We start from the raw sequence: 16,142 nt of genomic DNA, 5'->3' as shown, positions 1-16,142 counted from the left end.
TGCGATGTTCAGCGGGTGATCGCGTCGCGATCGGCGACCTTGATCGGCCCGGACGGGTTGGCGGCGAACTTCTTCTTCGCGTCGGCGAGCCAAGCCGTATACGCATCCTGGCTGACGACGCGGATCATGATCGGCATGAAGGCGTGGTTCTGGCCGCAGATCAGCGAGCACTGGCCGTAGAAGACGCCTTCCTTGTCCGCCTTGAACCAGGTCTCGTTCAGGCGGCCCGGAATGGCATCGATCTTGACGCCGAACGACGGCATGGCGAAGGCGTGGATGACGTCGGCGGCAGTCACCTGCACCTTGACGATCTTGTCCACGGGCAGGACCAGCTCGTTGTCGACGGCGAGCAGGCGGGGCTGCTTGTCGGCGGCCAGATTGCTGTCGAAGCCGAAGCCGCCCTGGTCGGCCGGATATTCGTAGGACCAGTACCATTGATGGCCGGTCGCCTTGACCACGATGTCGGGCTTGGGAATGACGAGCTGGGTCTTGAGCAGACGGAACGACGGCACCGCGATCACCACCAGGATGAGCACCGGCACCAGCGTCCAGGCCACCTCGAGCAGCGAATTGTGGGTGGTCCGCGACGGGGTCTGGTTGCGGCTCTCGTGGAAGCGCACCATCACGTAGACGAGCAGCGCCAGCACGAAGAGCACGATGGCGGTGATGATCCACAGCAGCAGATCGTGGAAATCGTGGATGGACTCGGCGCCGATCGCCGCCGGGGTCTGCATGCCGAGCTGCCACGGGCTCGGCTGCCCCATGGCCGCGAGCGCGTCGCCCGTCAGTGCCACGGCGAAGCCAGCCGTCGCCAAGAGCCGAAATGGCAATGTGTCGATTCGCATCGGAGGATCGGTGCTCCCGTACTCACTGGGCATCCACAGCGGCGCCGGCAGCGCGGGAGGAACCCTGCCCGGGCCGGCCACTCTCGCGCTGAAAGATCACAACGGAAGACGGCGCGCAACGCCATCGATTGGTCCATTTCTGCGGCATAAGGGCACGAGAAGCATTCTAAGGTGGGCGCGCCGGCTGCCGCGAACCGGCCACTTTGCCGTTTCATGAGCCATAGCCGCCGGCCGTTCTTGACATCGGGGAGGCCAGCGTGGTCCGAACCCGTAGAATGAGTCGCGTGAAGCCGGTCGGCGCAGCCGCGCGCAGGCGGCGGGCGGGCTATACGGGATATGCGGCGGGGCCCTGCACATGAGCCGGCGCTGCCGGCGCCAGTCATCTCACCCTTGATCGTCGAGTGGATACCAAGTTGACGTCTAAGAGCCCTTTCGAGATTTCGGATCGCCGATGGGCCGGCCCTGGTCCGGCGACTCAGGTGCAGGCGGGCCGGGCCGGGCGCGGCGCGCGCCTGCGTCGTCGCGGTGCGGCCGTCGGGCTGCTCGCCGCCGCCATCGCGGCCCTCGGCGAACCGGCCGCGGCGCAGGGCGTCGTGCGCAAGACCTTCGGCGAGTGGCAGCAGCGCTGCGAGACCCCGGCAGGCGCCAACAAGGAGCAATGCGCGCTGGTGCAGAACGTCGCCGCCGAGGATCGGCCGAACGTGACGCTGCTGGTGATCGTGCTGAAAACCGCCGACGCCAAGAGCCGGCTGCTGCGCGTGCTGGCGCCGCTTGGCGTGTTGCTGCCCGCGGGGCTCGGCCTCAAGATCGACCAGAACGATGTCGGCCGGGCCGGGTTCGTGCGCTGCCTGCCCACCGGGTGCGTCGCCGAGGTGGTCATGGACGAGAATTTGATCGGCAAGCTGAAGAGCGGCAAAATCGCCACGTTCGTGGTGTTCCAGACTCCCGAGGAGGGAATCGGCATTCCGGTCTCGTTGACCGGTTTCGACAAGGCCCTCGAATCCTTGCAATGAGAGGACAGATGGGAGCGAAGCGAATGGCCCGGCGGAGCTTTAGCGCAGGCCTCGGCGGCATGGCTCTGGCCATCGTCGCGGCCTCGACGGCGGTCCCCGCCAAGGCCGACATGATCAAGGACCTGCTGGGCCTCAATCCATTTTCCCGGGACGGGACGAAGTCCGAGGCACTGCCCGAGGCGAACGACGACGAGGAGCTGTCCTGTCCGCGCATCGACGTGCTCGAGGGCGGTTCGACGATCCGCCGGGGTGGCAGCGGCGATGATTCGAACACCCTGGCTTATCAGCTGGCCATCGGCGAAACGGCGCGCGAGTGCCGCAAGGGCCCGGGGGACAGCACCATCATCAAGGTCGGCGTCGAGGTGCGAGCCCTGCTCGGGCCCGCCGGCAAGCCCGGCACCTTCAGCACGCCGCTGACGGTCCAGGTCCGCCGCGGCGACAGCAACATCGTGCGCCGCACCCGGCAGGTGTCCATCTCCATTCCTGCGGGCGCGGCGAACGGTACGGCCACGGTGGTGGAAGAGGGCCTTGCGGCCCCGGAGGGCAAGGGCGACCTCTTGATCGAGATCGGCCTCGGTGGCGCCGCCGCACCGTCCGCCAAGACCAAATCGAGCAGCAGGCACTAGGGCGCTTCCCGATCGGGTGGAACCGCCCGATCGGAGAGAAGCGCTCCAGATGAAAAGACCTGGAGCACGCCCACCCGATCGGATGAGTCCATCCGATCGGGAAACGCTCCGGTGGGCCGTCGCGCGGAGACGATCCGGCGAGCGGCCGGACATGGTCCTGCTCGTCGAGCCCCGAGCCCTCGTCTGCGGCCGGGCGCGTCCGGGCAGGGGGCGCTCTCGCGTGCGACGTGACGCGCCGGTCGTTGACTCCACCCCGCACTGCGGTATCACTGCCCTCAGCCGATGATCCTCGCGGGAGAGTTCGTCGCGGGCCCGCCCCGCGCGACGCCGAAGGCGCAACCACCCCGGAAACGCTCAGGTCCAATGGACCGCGATGGAGCTGGCACTCTGGAAAGCGGACGACCTGACAGGCCGTCCCACCGACGGGGGTAACTCCGGCCTTGCCAGGCCGGGGGAAATCTCTCAGGTCCCGGGACAGAGGGGGTGCGTGCGGCGGGATGGTCCCGGCGGCGCCCTCGTGTCCGTAGGGGACCTGCCATGGCGACCGAATCGACCGGTCAGACGCTAGCGCTCAAGACGACCCCGCTGCATGCCCGCCATGTCGGGCTCGGTGCCCGAATGGTGCCGTTTGCCGGCTATGAGATGCCGGTGCAGTATCCGACCGGCATTCTCGCCGAGCATGCGCACACGCGGCAGGCCGCCGGCCTGTTCGACGTCTCCCACATGGGCCAGGCGTGGTTGATCGGCGCGGGCGGCCACGCGGTGACGGCGGCGGCGCTCGAAGCCCTGGTGCCAGGCGACATCATCGGTCTGACGCCCGGCCAGCAGCGCTATTCGATGCTGCTCAACGAGCAGGGCGGCATACTCGATGACCTCATGGTGTCGCGCTCGCCCGATCCGGCCGCCGACGGACGCTTGCTGCTGATCGTCAACGCGGCCTGCAAGAGCCAGGATTTCCAGCACATCACCGCCAATCTCCCCGAAGGGGTTCAACTGGCGCCGGCGCCGGAGCGGGCGCTGCTTGCGCTGCAAGGGCCGGCGGCGGTCAGCGCGCTGGCGCGCCATGCGCCGGAGGCGGCCGACATGCGCTTCATGAGCGTCCGGCCGCTCGCCATCGGTGCCATCGACGCGCTCGTCTCTCGGTCCGGCTACACCGGCGAGGACGGCTACGAGATCTCGGTTGCGGCGGAACAGGCCGTGGCCCTTTGGGACCTGCTCGTGGGCGAGCCCGAGGTGAAGCCGATCGGGCTGGGCGCGCGCGATTCGCTGCGGCTGGAAGCCGGCCTCTGCCTCTACGGCCACGACATCAACCAGGAGACGTCGCCGGTCGAGGCGGGGCTCGGCTGGGCTATCGGCCGACGGCGGCGCGAGCACGGCGGTTTTCCTGGGGCGATTCGCATTACCGGCGAGCTGCGCGACAAGCCGCTGCGCCGCCGTGTCGGCCTGACGCTCAGCGGCCGCGTGCCGGCGCGGGAGGGCGCCCCCATCCTCGACCAGGCCGGCGAGCTGGTGGGCGAGGTGACCTCCGGCGGCTTCGGACCGACCTTCGGCGGCCCGGTCGCCATGGGCTACGTGGTGCGGGATTTCGCATCGTCCGGAACCGGGCTGCTGGTCGTGGTGCGCGACAAGCGCATCCCGGCCGAAGTCGTCGACCTGCCGTTCGTGCCGCACCGCTACGAGCGCTGAGAAGCCACCATCACAAGGGGACAGTCATGGCCGAGACCCGCTACACCAAGGATCACGAGTACATCCGCGTCGACGGCGACGTCGGCATCGTCGGCATCAGCGACTACGCCCAGCAGCAGCTCGGCGACATCGTGTTCGTCGAGCTGCCCGAGGTTGGCCGGGCCATCACCCAGGGCGCCGAGGCGGCCGTCGTCGAGAGCGTCAAGGCGGCGAGCGAGATCTACGCGCCGGTCGCCGGCGAGGTCGTCGAGATCAACACCGCGCTCGAGGGCGAGCCCGGGGCCGTCAACGAGGATCCGCTCGGCAAGGGCTGGTTCCTGAAGCTCAAGATCGGCGACCCGGCCCAGCTCGCGAGCCTGATGAGCGAGGCCGAGTACGAGGACTTCCTCAAGACGATCGCATGAGGCTCCTGGTGAAGACGCACGCCTACACAGCCACGGTACGCTGGAGCCGCGACGGCGCCGTCTTCACCGACGGCCGCTTCAGCCGCGCCCATTCCTGGCGTTTCGACGGCGGCATCGAGCTCGCCGCCTCCGCCTCGCCGCACGTCGTGCGCCTGCCGTTCGCACGGGAGGACGCGGTCGATCCGGAGGAGGCGCTCGTCGCTTCGCTGTCGAGCTGCCATATGCTGACCTTCCTCTACCTGGCGGCCAAGGCCGGCTTCCTCGTCGACAGCTACGAGGACGATGCCGTCGGCGTCATGGAGCCGAATGAGCGCGGCAAGCTGTGGGTCTCGCGCGTGACCTTGCGGCCGCGCATCGCCATGGCCGGCGAGCGGCGGCCGACGCCGGCCGAGCTGGACGAGCTTCATCACCATGCCCACGACGACTGCTTCATCGCCAATTCGGTGAGGACCGAGGTCGTGATCATGCCCGCGGGCAACGAAGGACCGGCCTGAATGCGATACCTTCCCCTATCCGAAGCCGACCGCGGCGAGATGCTGGCGCGCGTCGGCGTGCACACGATGGACGAGCTGTTCGCCGATATCCCGGCGGCGATACGCGCCGACGGCCTGCCCGGGCTGCCGCGGCACCAGGGCGAGATGGAGGTGGAGCGCCGGCTGTCGCGGCTCGCGGCCCGGAACACGCCGGCCGGGGCAGGGCCCTTCTTCGTCGGTGCCGGCGCCTACAAGCACTACGTGCCGGCCACCGTCGACCATTTGATCCAGCGCTCGGAGTTCCTGACCGGGTACACGCCCTACCAGCCCGAGATCGCCCAGGGCTTCCTGCAGTACATGTTCGAGTTTCAGACCCAGGTCTGTCTGCTCACCGGCATGGATGTGGCGAACGCCTCCGTCTACGACGGCTCGACGGCGTGCGGCGAGGCCGTGCTGATGGCTCACCGGGTGACGCGGCGGCGCAAGGCGGTGCTCTCGGGCGGCCTGCATCCCCACTATGCCGAGGTGGTCCGTACCCTGTCGCGGCTCGGCGGCGACGAGGTCGAGACGCTGGCTCCGGACGTGAGCGCGGCGGAGGACCTGCTGGCGGCGATCGACGACACGGTCTCCTGCGTCGTGGTGCAGACGCCCGACGTGTTCGGCAACCTGCGTGACCTCAGAGCCGTCGCCGACAAGGCCCACGCGCACGGCGCCCTGCTCATCGCCGTCTTCACCGAGGCCATGTCGCTCGGCCTGGTGACGGCGCCGGGCGCCATGGGCGCCGACATCGTGGTGGGGGAGGGGCAGTCGATCGGCAACGCCCTCAACTTCGGCGGCCCCTACGTCGGCCTGTTCGCGACCCGTGCCAAGTTCGTGCGGCAGATGCCGGGCCGGCTCTGCGGCGAGACGGTCGACGCGGAAGGCCACCGTGGCTTCGTCCTCACCCTGTCGACGCGCGAGCAGCATATTCGCCGCGAGAAGGCGACCTCTAACATGTGCACGAGCTCGGGGCTGTGTGCGCTGGCCTTCTCGATCCACCTGTCGCTGCTCGGAGAAGTCGGCCTCAAGCGCGTGGCGCGCATCAACCACGCCGGCGCGGTCAAGCTGGCGGAGGCGCTGGCCGCCGTTCCCGGGGTGCAGGTGCTCAACACGACGTTCTTCAACGAGTTCACGGTGAAGCTGTCCAAGCCGGCCGCCGTCGTCGTGGAGGCGCTCGCCGCCAAGGGCATTCTCGGCGGCGTGCCGGTGTCCCGCCTGCTGCCCGATGCGGGGCTCGCCGACCACCTGCTCGTGGCCTCGACCGAGGTCAACACGGATGAGGATCGGGCTGCCCTGGCGGCGGCGCTTCAGGAGGTGCTGTGATGTTGAACCGTCAGGGGCGTCCGACCACGCCGGGCGCAGGCGGCGCCCAGACGCACACGACCTTCACCGGCAACCGCGCCATCCTGCAGGAGGAAGCGCTGCTGTTCGAGGTCGGCCGCCGCGACGTGACCGGTGTCGACTTCGACGAGCCGGAGCCCTTTACGCCGCGCCTCGGAGCCCTGGAACGGACCGACGAGATCGGGCTGCCGGGCCTGTCCGAGCCGGAGGCGGTGCGCCACTACGTGCGCCTGTCGCAGCGTAACTTCAGCATCGATACCGGGCCGGTGCCGCTCGGCTCCTGCACGATGAAGCACAACCCGCGCCTGAACGAGCGTATGGCGCGGCTGCCGGGCTTTGCCGACGTACACCCGTTGCAGCCGCTGTCGACGGTTCCCGGTGCGCTGGCGCTGATGCAGGAGCTCGCCTTCTGGCTGATGGAGATCACCGGCATGCCGGCGGTCAGCCTGTCGCCGCGTGCCGGTGCCCACGGCGAGCTGTGCGGCATGGCGGCGATCAAATCGGCCATCGCTGCCAAGGGCGAAGCGGCGACGCGAAAGATCGTGCTGGTGCCCGATTCGGCCCACGGCACCAATCCGGCCACCGCCGCCATGCTCGGCCTGCCGGTCAAGGCCGTGCCGGTGCGCGCCGACGGCACCGTGGACCCGGCCGAGGTCGCCAAGCTGGTCGGACCAGACATCGCCGCCCTGATGATCACCAACCCGAACACCTGCGGGCTGTTCGAGCGCGACATCGTCGAGATCGCGCGGATCGTGCACGAGGCCGGCGCCTACATCTATTGCGACGGCGCCAACCTCAACGCCATCATGGGCCGCGCGCGGCCCGGCGATCTCGGCATCGACGCCATGCAGATCAACCTGCACAAGACCTTCTCCACCCCCCACGGCGGCGGCGGCCCGGGCTCCGGGCCGGTGGTGCTGTCGGAGCGAGTCTCGGCCTTCGCGCCGCTGCCGCTGCTGCAAACCGGGGCCGACGGCGTCGAACTGATCGAGACGGTGGACGCCGGGGAAGCCCGTCCGTTCGGCCGCCTGTCGGCCTTCCATGGCCAGATGGGCATGTTCGTGCGGGCGCTGACCTACATGCTGTCGCACGGCGGCGACGGCCTGAAGCAGGCCTCCGACGACGCGGTGCTCGCCGCCAACTACGTCCGCGTCGGCCTGGCCGACCTGATGTCGCTGCCTTTCGGCAATCGCCCCTGCATGCAGGAGGTGCTGTTCGACGACGCCTGGCTGAAGGATACCGGCGTGACCACGCTCGACTTCGCCAAGGCGATGGTCGACGAGGGCTATCACCCGATGACCATGTACTTCCCGCTCGTGGTGCACGGCGCCATGCTGATCGAGCCGACGGAATCTGAATCCAAGGCATCGCTCGACCTGTTCGTCGCGACGCTGCGCGATCTTGCCCTGGCGGCCAAGCGAGGCGACGTCGAGCGGTTCACCGGGGCGCCCTACCACGCGCCGCGCCGGCGCCTCGACGAGACCCGCGCGGCGCGTCAGCCCGTCCTGCGCTGGACGCCACCCGCGCCGATTGCGGAAGCCGCGGAATAGGTGCATTCGGGCGGCGCTTGACCTCGCGCCACCCAGGATGCCGCCGATGCCGATCGAGAGCCCCACGCCCCCGAGCCCCTCGGTGGAGGACCTGCTGGCCCAGGAGTTCGGGCTGATCCCTGATCTCATCGGCAGCCATGCGCGCGCTCGCCCGGGCGCCACGGCCCTCGTGCATCGCGACGAGCAACTGAGCTACGGCGAGCTCGACGTGCTGATGGACCGGGTGGCGGCGAGCCTGCAGCGGGACGGGCTCAAGCGCGGCGACACCATCGCTGCCTGCGCCCTGTCGTCGCTGCCCTATGCGGTGACGTTCCTCGGAGCGCTCCGGGCCGGCGTCGTGGTCACGCCTTTGGCGCCCTCGTCCTCGCCCGAAAGCCTGGCGGCGATGCTGCTCGATTCGGGCGCGCGCCTGTTCTTCGTCGACCGGGGCGTGGCGCAGTCGCTGGGGCCATTCGACGGATTTTCCGGCGAGATCGTGTCGCTCGACGGCTCGGATGCCGGGCGGCCCTTCACCGACTGGCTCGCTGCGCCAGGCGCCAAGCCCGAGCCGGTGACCATCGAGCGCACGTCGCCGTTCAACATCATCTACTCCTCGGGCACCACGGGCATGCCGAAGGGCATCATCCAGTCCCACCGCATGCGCTGGGCGCACGTGCAGCGGGGCGGCATCTTCGGCTACGGGCCGGATGCCGTGGCCATCGTCTCGACGCCGCTCTATTCCAACACCACGCTGGTCAGCTTCTTCCCCACCCTGGCGCTCGGCGGCGCCGTGGTGCTGATGGAGAAATTCGACGCAGAGGGCTTCCTGAAGCTGGCCGAGCGCCACCGCGCCACCCACGCCATGCTGGTGCCGGTGCAGTACAAGCGCATCATGGACCTGCCGAGCTTCGGCGGCTTCGACCTGTCCAGCTTCCGCATGAAATTCTGCACCAGCGCACCCTTCGCCGCGGGCCTCAAGGCCGACGTGCTGGCGCGCTGGCCGGGCGGCCTGGTGGAGTACTACGGCATGACCGAGGGCGGCGGCAGCTGCGTGCTGGTCGCCCACCAGTTCCCCGACAAGCTGCACACCGTCGGCCGCCCGTCGGAAGGCCATGACGTCCGGCTGATCGACGAGAACGGGCAGACGGTGCCCCAGGGCGAGGTCGGCGAGGTGGTCGGCCATTCCCCGGCGATCATGAACGGCTATCACAACCAGCCGCAGAAGACGCACGAGGCCGAATGGTACGCCCCGGACGGGCGCCGGTTCATTCGCACCGGCGACGTCGGCCGCTTCGACGCGGACGGCTTCCTGACGCTGATGGACCGCAAGAAGGACATGATCATCTCGGGCGGATTCAACATCTACCCGAGCGATATCGAGGCGGTGCTGCAGACCAGCGAGGCGATCCACGACGTGGCGGTGGTGGGCCTGCCGTCCGAGCGCTGGGGCGAGACGCCGGTGGCGTTCGTCGTGCTCAGGCCCGGCCGCAGCGAGACGGCGGACGAGATCAGGGAATGGGCCAACGGCCGGCTCGGCAAGATCCAGCGTCTGGCCGCCGTGCAGATCCTCGATCAACTGCCCCGCAGCGCGATCGGCAAGGTGCTGAAGCGCGAGCTTCGGGACGACTTCGCGCGCGTGGCCGAGGTGGCCTGAAGCCGCCTTGGTCCGCGACGGAACGGCGGCTGCCGTCCCCTCACGACCGGGCGACCGTCCTGCACAGTGGCCCGGGAGATCATGCGAATGCTGGCGGAGTGAGCTCAGAGGGGGCGCTTGGCGAATTCCTCGGCCGCGATACGGACCGCCTGCTGCGTTGCGGGATAGCCGCTGTAGGGAGCGAGGTTGAGCAGTGTCTCCACGATCTCCTTGCGGCTCGCGCCAACGTTCAGAGCGGCGTTGACGTGCACCCGCAGCGGGGTTTCTGTGGTCGCAGAACCGACGGCGGCCAACGCTGCGCAGGCGCTGAGCTCCCGTGTCTTCGTGTCGATGCCATCGCGCGAGAACACCTCGCCGTAGGAATGCTCGACGATCATGCGCCCAAGGTCGGGCGCGACGTCGTCAAAGCTGCGGACCACCGCCTCGCCGGATGAGCCCGACGTTCTTGCAAGCGTGCCGCGGCCTCGTTCCAGTCGGTCCGCGCGGCTCTCGGCGCCGGAAGGCGGCGGCCTGTCGAGCCGAATCGGCTGCGGCGCGGCAGCGAAGACGCTGCGAGCGACGGCGAAGGCGTTGAGCGCCGACGGAAAGCCGCGATAGACGCTGAGCTGGATCAGGACTTCGATGATGTCCTCGCGCGTCACCCCGTTCGTGAGCGCACCAGCGAGATGAAGACGCAGCGCGTCGGCGCAGTTACCCCTCGCGGCGAGCATGGCGATGATCGCCAGCAGCTTCGCCTTCTGGTCGAGGCCGTCGCGCGACAGCGCTTCTCCAAACGCGAACTCGGTCGAGAGCCGCGCGAGATCGGGCGACGCGACGGCAAAGCGGTCGAAGTACGCCTGCGTGTCGCCCGCCGCGAGCCGGCCGAGTGCCTCCCTTCCCGTCTGTCCGCGTGCCGATCCATCGGTCGCTGCGGGCTCGATGGGCCCAAACGCGAGCTTGCGCTCCGCGAACACGGCACGAACGATGCCGACCGCATTGATGGTCGCCGGAAAGCCGAGAAGCGCCACCGACACGAACAGCAGTTCCACGAGCGTCCTCGGCTCGCCGCCGGCGTTCAGAAATCCGCCCATGTGAAACTTCAGTTGCGGCTGGGCGCTTCCATCCGCGAGCAGCATCGAGATGGTGCACAACTGCCGGAGTGGCAGTTCAAGGCCGGGGCGCGAGAGGACGTCGCCGTAGGGGTATTCGACGGTGAAGCGCGCAAGGTCGGCGGAGGTCTCGGCCAGACTGTTGATGGGCCCGTCGAAATTCTCCCCGCCGATCCGCCGCAATACGTCGAGGCCGCGCGAAAACCGACTCTCACAGGATTCTGACGCCACGGCGGCGGCACTCAGGCCGACGGTGAAGGAGCCAGCCGTGGCGACGAAGGCCGTCTCGATGAAGCGCCGGCGCGAGCCCAGCCGCTCCGTTGCTGCGGTATCCGGATCTGACATCGGCAATCTCCACTTGGTCCAGGCGTCGGCGCCCGGCTCCGTTCCCGCTCGGCAACATGCGGTGGCGATTGTGATAAATACAATTCATAATTAGCATATCAGCGATGAAAATGATTAATTTAGCGGCAGTCGATCTCAACCTGCTCGTGGTGTTCGATGCCCTTGTCAGCGAGAGACATGCGACCCGGGCCGCCGAGCGGATCGGCCTCACCCAGCCGGCCGTGAGCCACGCCCTCAACCGCCTGCGCAGTCTCTTCGGAGATCCGCTTTTCGTCCGCTCGCCACACGGCATGATGCCGACGCCCGCGGCCCTCGAAGCCGCTCCCGCGGTCCGCTCCATCCTCGAGCAAGTCCAGCACGTCCTGTCAGGGAGCCGGGGCTTCGAGCCGATGGAGAGCAAGCGGCGGTTCGTGATCGGGTTGTCCGACTATGCGGCATTCGTGTTGCTGCCGGGCCTGACGAGGCGTCTCGACAGCGAAGCTCCCGGCGTATCCCTGGTCGTGCGCAATACCAGCCGCGGCGTTGGCCTATCGATGCTCGACGACGACACGGTGGAGCTGATTGCCGGCAATTTTCCCGAACCGCCGCAGCACATGCGGGAGGAGTTGCTCTACGACGAGGACTTTGCTTGTGCCCTTCGCGAGGGCCACCCGGAGCTCGACAACCAGCTGGATCTCGACCGCTATTTGTCTCTTCGTCATCTTCAGGTGTCGATGAAGGGCGAGCCCCACGGCTACGTCGATGCGGTCCTTCGCGCGCGCGGCCTGAAGCGGAACGTCGCCGTTACGGTCGGTCACTTCCTGATGGCGCCGCTCCTCGTCGATACGTCCGACCTTGTGGCGACGGAGCCGCGGCGGCTCTTCGGCTCGTTGGCTGGTCGGCTGCCGCTGCAACTGCTGCGACCGCCGATCGACATACCCTCATTCCGCGTCGTTCAGACGTGGCATGCCCGCCACGATGCCGATCCGGGTCACCAATGGCTGCGACGTGTCATGCGAGAGGTTGGCGCGAATGCATAGTGCGGATTGGAGGCAGCGCGGTGCCGCGGACGCACCTTTCGCCGGAGCCGTTCGTGGCCGCGTCGGATCATCTGATCGCCGAGACGAGCTCCAGACCCAAAAAGTGAAGCGTTTCGATCCGATCAGATGAGCCCGTCTCTAGCGGGAGAGCGGCGCCGTCCCGGTGCCGCTGCCGGCGCGCAGGCGCACGAAGGCCCGCAGCGGCCCGGCCTCGGTCTGCGTGCGCACGTCCGCCTCGACCTGGCCCATGGCGCCCATGCCCATGGCGCCCATGCTCTTGGCGCGGCGGCCGGCGGCGGGGCCGCCCCGCGCCGTGCCGGCATCCACGGCCATGGCGGCGCGGCCGCCGATGCGGATGCAGGAATTATTGGAGCCGGGAAGCGCCTTGAAGCCGGGGCCATGGACGGCGCAGGCCGATTGCCAATCAGGAATGACGTAGGGGCTCGTCTCGGCCGCCGGCGCGGCGGTGCCGAGGACGGACAGGACCAGAGCGGCCGGCAGCACAGCGCGCAGCATCACGACACCCCGGAATGGCAGCCCCGCAATCGGTAGCAGAACGGGCGCAAAGCCGGAAGGGCCGGCCGCCAAAGAAAAAGGGCCGTGCCCGAAGGCACGGCCCAAGTCTAGGGAGGAAACGCCCAAGGAGGGCTGCAGCATCGCTGCTGCACTGCACGAAGTAAGGGTTGAGAGCCGGTTTCGCAATGGGTTTATGACAGCATTGCTGCCTTATTTTGTCGCAGCCCCATGCGCAGGCTGCATGCACTGCCTCTTGAACGGGACGTGTGGCCGCGTTCGGCACAGGGTCGTTGCAGTCGGGACCAATGGAAATGCGACGCGAGCCCAGACCTGGGCGCATCGGCCCGGGCGCTTTTCGGGGCCGCTCGCTCAGCCCCTGCTCGGCAGCGCGATCACCACCGACCCGGCGATCGACCGCGAGGTTCCTGCGGACTAGAGCATTTCGTCATCGGATGGGATCATCCAATGATGGAGAAATGCTCATAACCTTTTGAATCTGGAGCGCTTCTTTTGCGATTGAGTGGAGCCACCCAATCGCAAATCGCTCTCGTGCGCGTCGGCGGCTGAAGCGCCAACGGCCGGCAGCGAAGGTCGGGCCGGCGCATAAAAAAAGCCGCCCCGGAGGGCGGCTCTTATGCTGGCTGCTCCAGCGTCTCAGACGAAGGAGCGCTTGAGATCGGCGACACCGCGTTCGAGGATCTTGGCGGCGACCTCGCCCTTCACCTTGTCGCGCAGGATCAGCTCGGAGGCGCGGATCGCGGCGTCGGCTGCGGCCGCGCGCACCTCGGCGGTCGCCTGGGTCTCGGCCTGGGCGATCTTGGCCTCGGCAGACGCCGTGCGGCGGGCGACGAACTCGTTGAGGCGCGCGTGGGCTTCGTTGGTCGCCCGTTCGGCCTCTTCGCGGGCACTGGCGACGATCGCCTGTGCCTCCTTCTCGGCCTCCTCGCGCTTGCGCACGTACTCGTCGCGCAGCGACCGGGCTTCCTGGCTGAGCCGCTGCGCCTCGGCGAGCTCGCGCTCGATGCGCTGGCCGCGATTGTCCAGGCCGCTCGCCATCGCTTTGAAGCCGCCGGCCTTCCAGGCCAGGGCGATGAAGATGACGAAGGCGACGGCGACCCAGAATTCCGGTTCGGCGAACATCGGGTTGTCCTTATGCGGCGACGCGGTCGAGGGCGGAAATCACCTCGGACGGCGCCGGCGTCTCGCCGGCCAGCCGCTCGACGATGGCGGTCGCGGCATCAGCGGCAATGCCGCGAACGCTCGTCATGGCCGCGGTCGTGCTGGTGCGGATGGTCTCCTCCGCCGAGGCGATCTTGGCGTTCAGCTCGGCCTCGAGCGCCTTGCGGCGCGTTTCGAATTCGGCTGCGGATTCGTCGCGGGTCTTCTGGCCGATGGCCTGTGCGTTGGTGCGGGCGTCGTGCAGCGCCTTCTCGTAGGCCTGCATCGCCTCCTCCGATTCGGTGCGGAGCCGCTGCGCTTCCGCCAGATCGCCGGCGATCTTCTCGTGGCGGTTCTTCAGCACGTGCTCGATCCGCGGCAGCGCGACGCGGGACATGAGCAGGTAGAGCACGCCGAAGGTCAGCGCGATCCAGATGAGCTGGGACGCAAAGGTGGTCCCATCGAAGGGCGGGAAGGCGGCGCTATGGGCCTCGCGCGAGGCCTGCTCGGTGCCGGTCTGAGTGGGTTGGGCCATGCGACCTTATCCTCGGGGCGGGGTTGCGCCCCGCCGTCCCCCGGTTGCTTCGACGTGCGCCGTCCGGATGGAAGTCATCCGGACGGGCTACGTCAAGTCAGACGAAGCGCAGCCGCGAGGACGGACCCCGCCGGCGCACAGTGCGTCAGACGGCGAACAGCAGCAGCAGCGCGATCAGCAGCGAGAAGATGCCGAGCGCTTCCGTCAGCGCGAAGCCCAGGAGCAGGGTGCCCTGCTGGCCGGCCGCGGCAGACGGGTTGCGCAGCGCGCCGGAGAGGAACTGGCCGAACAGGGTGCCGAGGCCGATGCCCGCACCGGCCATGCCGAGGCAGGCGAGACCGGCACCGATGTACTTTGCAGCTACGGGATCCATGGAAGTGCTCCTTGATTCGCTTTCAATGGTGAAGAGGAGGTCTCGGGCCGGCCGTCAATGATGGCCGGGGTGCAGGGCGTCGTTGAGGTAGATCGTGGTCAGCGTGGCGAACACGTAGGCTTGCAGCACGGCGACCAGCACCTCCAACGCGGTGAGCGCGACGGCGAGCGCCAGCGGCAGCGGCGACAGCACGCTCCAGGCCCCGGCGGCGAGCAGGGTGGCGACGAAGCCCGCAAAGATCTTCAGCGCGATGTGGCCGGCCAGCATGTTGGCGAAGAGACGAACCGACAGGCTGAGCGGTCGCGACACGAACGAGATCACCTCGATCATCACCAGCAGCGGCAGCAGCCAGCCCGGCACGCCGGACGGCACGAACAGCTTGAGGAAGCCCAAGCCGTGCTTGAAGAAGCCGTAGAGGATGACGAGGCCGATCACCAGGGCGGCGAGCGCGAAGGTGATGATGATGTGGCTGGTCACCGTGAAGGCGTAGGGGATCATGCCGAACAGGTTGAGGATCAGCACGAACATGAAGATGGAGAAGACGAAGGGCAGGAACTTCATGCCCTCGGTGCCGGCGGAGTTTCGTACCGTACTGGCGACGAACTCGTAGGTCAGCTCCACCATGGACTGCAGCCGGCCCGGCACCAGCGCGCCGCGGCTCATCCCGCCGATGAGCAGCGCGGTGATCACCACCACGGCGCCGATCATGTAGAGGGCCGAATTGGTGACGGCGATCTCGTGGCCGCCGATATGGCCCAGCGGCACGATGTTCTGGATCTGGAACTGATGGATCGGATCGGCCATGGCCGGTTCGGTCCTTTCCCTGTCGCCTCGTGACGCCACCTCCCGGACCCCATGCCCGAAAGATGCGATCACACCAAAACGCAGCGGGGAACCGGACCCGAAGGCCGGCGATTCTCCACCGAGCGAAGCCCGCTGCCGCCGCCGCCGCTCCAGATCAGGCCGAAGGGCCCGGCCCTGAGCGCAGATGGCCTGCCGCGCGCAAAACATTGTAGATGCCGGCGCAGAAGCCGAGCATCAGGAGGACGATCATCCCCCAGGGGGACGATCCCAGCACCCGGTCCAGCAGCCATCCGAGGATGGCGCCTGCACCCACACCGGCAACGAACTCCGCCGAGAGGCGGAAGCCCCGCGCGAGCGGAGATGGGCCCGCCTCGGTGTCGGCAGCCGCCGCCTTGTCACGGGCGTCCGCCGCCCGCCGCTGACCGAGTTCCTGGTCCAGACGACTCAATCTCCGGGAGAGATCGGCGTCCGTGCTGGCAGCCTTGGCGGCGTCGGTGTTGGCGCCCTTGCCGTCCCGCGTCGTGTCACCGGTCATGGCGAACCCCGCGGAGCAAGGCAAGATGCTCGGTCCGAACCCCCCCTTGGCCGCGGGCACCATAATTTTTGCACCTTCGAGTGTCAAGACTCGCTGAATTCGCATAAGTCATTGATGTTGCTCCATTTCTGGCTGCGCTGGCGATGCCGTCCGTGGACC

General features: G+C 68.3%; 17 protein-coding genes and 1 riboswitch. Of the genes, 9 read left to right on the top strand and 8 right to left on the bottom strand.

Going from position 1 to position 16,142, the window contains the following annotated elements:
- Positions 1-8: 8 nt before the first annotated feature.
- A complete protein-coding gene (coxB, locus tag ACZ5PO_RS36120; RefSeq protein ID WP_464187607.1) occupies positions 9-845 on the bottom strand; it encodes a cytochrome c oxidase subunit II in 837 nt (278 codons plus the stop codon).
- Between the two features lie 479 nt (positions 846-1,324).
- Here coxB and ACZ5PO_RS36115 point away from each other — a divergent pair, with 479 nt between their 5' ends.
- The 8 genes from ACZ5PO_RS36115 (at position 1,325) to ACZ5PO_RS36080 (ending at position 9,610) form a co-directional block, all read left to right on the top strand.
- Complete coding sequence (locus ACZ5PO_RS36115; protein WP_464187605.1) at positions 1,325-1,858, top strand: invasion associated locus B family protein; 534 nt, start codon at positions 1,325-1,327, stop codon at positions 1,856-1,858.
- Between the two features lie 110 nt (positions 1,859-1,968).
- Entirely contained in the window at positions 1,969-2,484 is a 516-nt protein-coding gene (locus ACZ5PO_RS36110; protein ID WP_464187603.1) for a hypothetical protein, read from the top strand.
- Between the two features lie 282 nt (positions 2,485-2,766).
- Positions 2,767-2,865, top strand: a riboswitch (glycine riboswitch).
- A 156-nt stretch (positions 2,866-3,021) separates the two neighbouring features.
- A complete protein-coding gene (gcvT, locus tag ACZ5PO_RS36105; RefSeq protein WP_464187601.1) occupies positions 3,022-4,170 on the top strand; it encodes a glycine cleavage system aminomethyltransferase GcvT in 1,149 nt (382 codons plus the stop codon).
- A 26-nt stretch (positions 4,171-4,196) separates the two neighbouring features.
- On the top strand, positions 4,197-4,574 hold the full coding sequence (gcvH, locus tag ACZ5PO_RS36100) for a glycine cleavage system protein GcvH (RefSeq protein WP_464187599.1): 378 nt from the start codon (positions 4,197-4,199) through the stop codon (positions 4,572-4,574).
- Positions 4,571-5,068: an OsmC family protein gene (locus ACZ5PO_RS36095; RefSeq protein ID WP_464187597.1), complete on the top strand. Its 498-nt coding sequence runs from the start codon at positions 4,571-4,573 to the stop codon at positions 5,066-5,068. The genes gcvH and ACZ5PO_RS36095 overlap by 4 nt, the downstream gene beginning before the upstream one ends.
- Entirely contained in the window at positions 5,069-6,409 is a 1,341-nt protein-coding gene (gene gcvPA, locus ACZ5PO_RS36090; protein WP_464187595.1) for an aminomethyl-transferring glycine dehydrogenase subunit GcvPA, read from the top strand.
- A complete protein-coding gene (gene gcvPB, locus ACZ5PO_RS36085; RefSeq protein WP_464187593.1) occupies positions 6,409-7,977 on the top strand; it encodes an aminomethyl-transferring glycine dehydrogenase subunit GcvPB in 1,569 nt (522 codons plus the stop codon). Before gcvPA ends, gcvPB begins: the two co-directional genes overlap by 1 nt.
- Positions 7,978-8,023: 46 nt before the next feature.
- Entirely contained in the window at positions 8,024-9,610 is a 1,587-nt protein-coding gene (locus ACZ5PO_RS36080) for a class I adenylate-forming enzyme family protein (RefSeq protein WP_464187590.1), read from the top strand.
- 104 nt (positions 9,611-9,714) lie between these two features.
- On the opposite strand, the gene ACZ5PO_RS36075 is transcribed toward ACZ5PO_RS36080, so the two are convergent.
- Complete coding sequence (locus tag ACZ5PO_RS36075) at positions 9,715-10,881, bottom strand: carboxymuconolactone decarboxylase family protein (RefSeq protein WP_464187588.1); 1,167 nt, start codon at positions 10,879-10,881, stop codon at positions 9,715-9,717.
- Between the two features lie 266 nt (positions 10,882-11,147).
- Here ACZ5PO_RS36075 and ACZ5PO_RS36070 point away from each other — a divergent pair, with 266 nt between their 5' ends.
- Positions 11,148-12,062, top strand: a complete 915-nt coding sequence (locus ACZ5PO_RS36070) for a LysR family transcriptional regulator (protein WP_464187586.1) — start codon at positions 11,148-11,150, stop codon at positions 12,060-12,062.
- Positions 12,063-12,200: 138 nt separating this feature from the next.
- Here ACZ5PO_RS36070 and ACZ5PO_RS36065 read toward each other — a convergent pair whose 3' ends face one another.
- The 6 genes from ACZ5PO_RS36065 to ACZ5PO_RS36040 all read right to left on the bottom strand — a co-directional run bounded on the left by ACZ5PO_RS36065 (position 12,201) and on the right by ACZ5PO_RS36040 (position 15,983).
- A complete protein-coding gene (locus ACZ5PO_RS36065) occupies positions 12,201-12,578 on the bottom strand; it encodes a porin (RefSeq protein ID WP_464187584.1) in 378 nt (125 codons plus the stop codon).
- A gap of 654 nt (positions 12,579-13,232) precedes the next feature.
- The gene (locus ACZ5PO_RS36060; RefSeq protein WP_464187582.1) at positions 13,233-13,718 is read right to left on the bottom strand and encodes a F0F1 ATP synthase subunit B family protein; all 486 of its coding nucleotides are present in this window, start codon (positions 13,716-13,718) and stop codon (positions 13,233-13,235) included.
- A gap of 10 nt (positions 13,719-13,728) precedes the next feature.
- On the bottom strand, positions 13,729-14,271 hold the full coding sequence (locus tag ACZ5PO_RS36055) for a F0F1 ATP synthase subunit B family protein (protein ID WP_464187580.1): 543 nt from the start codon (positions 14,269-14,271) through the stop codon (positions 13,729-13,731).
- Between the two features lie 145 nt (positions 14,272-14,416).
- Positions 14,417-14,644, bottom strand: coding sequence for a F0F1 ATP synthase subunit C (locus tag ACZ5PO_RS36050; RefSeq protein ID WP_188609150.1), 228 nt, complete (start codon positions 14,642-14,644; stop codon positions 14,417-14,419).
- Between the two features lie 54 nt (positions 14,645-14,698).
- Complete coding sequence (locus tag ACZ5PO_RS36045) at positions 14,699-15,448, bottom strand: F0F1 ATP synthase subunit A (RefSeq protein WP_464187576.1); 750 nt, start codon at positions 15,446-15,448, stop codon at positions 14,699-14,701.
- A gap of 154 nt (positions 15,449-15,602) precedes the next feature.
- Complete coding sequence (locus ACZ5PO_RS36040; protein ID WP_464187574.1) at positions 15,603-15,983, bottom strand: AtpZ/AtpI family protein; 381 nt, start codon at positions 15,981-15,983, stop codon at positions 15,603-15,605.
- Positions 15,984-16,142 lie beyond the last annotated feature (159 nt).

Source organism: Chelatococcus sp. KU-N122 (genome assembly GCF_055391085.1).
Note: the sequence above shows the minus strand (reverse complement) of the source record. Positions and strands in the feature narration are given on the sequence as shown.

Excerpts from the sequence above, each read along its gene's own strand:
- ACZ5PO_RS36060 (WP_464187582.1), bottom strand. The coding sequence starts at position 13,718 with ATGTTCGCCGAACCGGAATTCTGGGTCGCCGTCGCCTTCGTCATCTTC.
- ACZ5PO_RS36110 (WP_464187603.1), top strand. The coding sequence starts at position 1,969 with ATGATCAAGGACCTGCTGGGCCTCAATCCATTTTCCCGGGACGGGACG.
- gcvH (WP_464187599.1), top strand. The coding sequence starts at position 4,197 with ATGGCCGAGACCCGCTACACCAAGGATCACGAGTACATCCGCGTCGAC.
- coxB (WP_464187607.1), bottom strand. The coding sequence starts at position 845 with ATGCGAATCGACACATTGCCATTTCGGCTCTTGGCGACGGCTGGCTTC.
- ACZ5PO_RS36045 (WP_464187576.1), bottom strand. The coding sequence starts at position 15,448 with ATGGCCGATCCGATCCATCAGTTCCAGATCCAGAACATCGTGCCGCTG.
- ACZ5PO_RS36080 (WP_464187590.1), top strand. The coding sequence starts at position 8,024 with ATGCCGATCGAGAGCCCCACGCCCCCGAGCCCCTCGGTGGAGGACCTG.
- ACZ5PO_RS36065 (WP_464187584.1), bottom strand. The coding sequence starts at position 12,578 with ATGCTGCGCGCTGTGCTGCCGGCCGCTCTGGTCCTGTCCGTCCTCGGC.
- ACZ5PO_RS36055 (WP_464187580.1), bottom strand. The coding sequence starts at position 14,271 with ATGGCCCAACCCACTCAGACCGGCACCGAGCAGGCCTCGCGCGAGGCC.
- ACZ5PO_RS36095 (WP_464187597.1), top strand. The coding sequence starts at position 4,571 with ATGAGGCTCCTGGTGAAGACGCACGCCTACACAGCCACGGTACGCTGG.
- gcvT (WP_464187601.1), top strand. The coding sequence starts at position 3,022 with ATGGCGACCGAATCGACCGGTCAGACGCTAGCGCTCAAGACGACCCCG.
- gcvPB (WP_464187593.1), top strand. The coding sequence starts at position 6,409 with ATGTTGAACCGTCAGGGGCGTCCGACCACGCCGGGCGCAGGCGGCGCC.
- gcvPA (WP_464187595.1), top strand. The coding sequence starts at position 5,069 with ATGCGATACCTTCCCCTATCCGAAGCCGACCGCGGCGAGATGCTGGCG.
- ACZ5PO_RS36040 (WP_464187574.1), bottom strand. The coding sequence starts at position 15,983 with ATGACCGGTGACACGACGCGGGACGGCAAGGGCGCCAACACCGACGCC.
- ACZ5PO_RS36050 (WP_188609150.1), bottom strand. The coding sequence starts at position 14,644 with ATGGATCCCGTAGCTGCAAAGTACATCGGTGCCGGTCTCGCCTGCCTC.
- ACZ5PO_RS36070 (WP_464187586.1), top strand. The coding sequence starts at position 11,148 with ATGAAAATGATTAATTTAGCGGCAGTCGATCTCAACCTGCTCGTGGTG.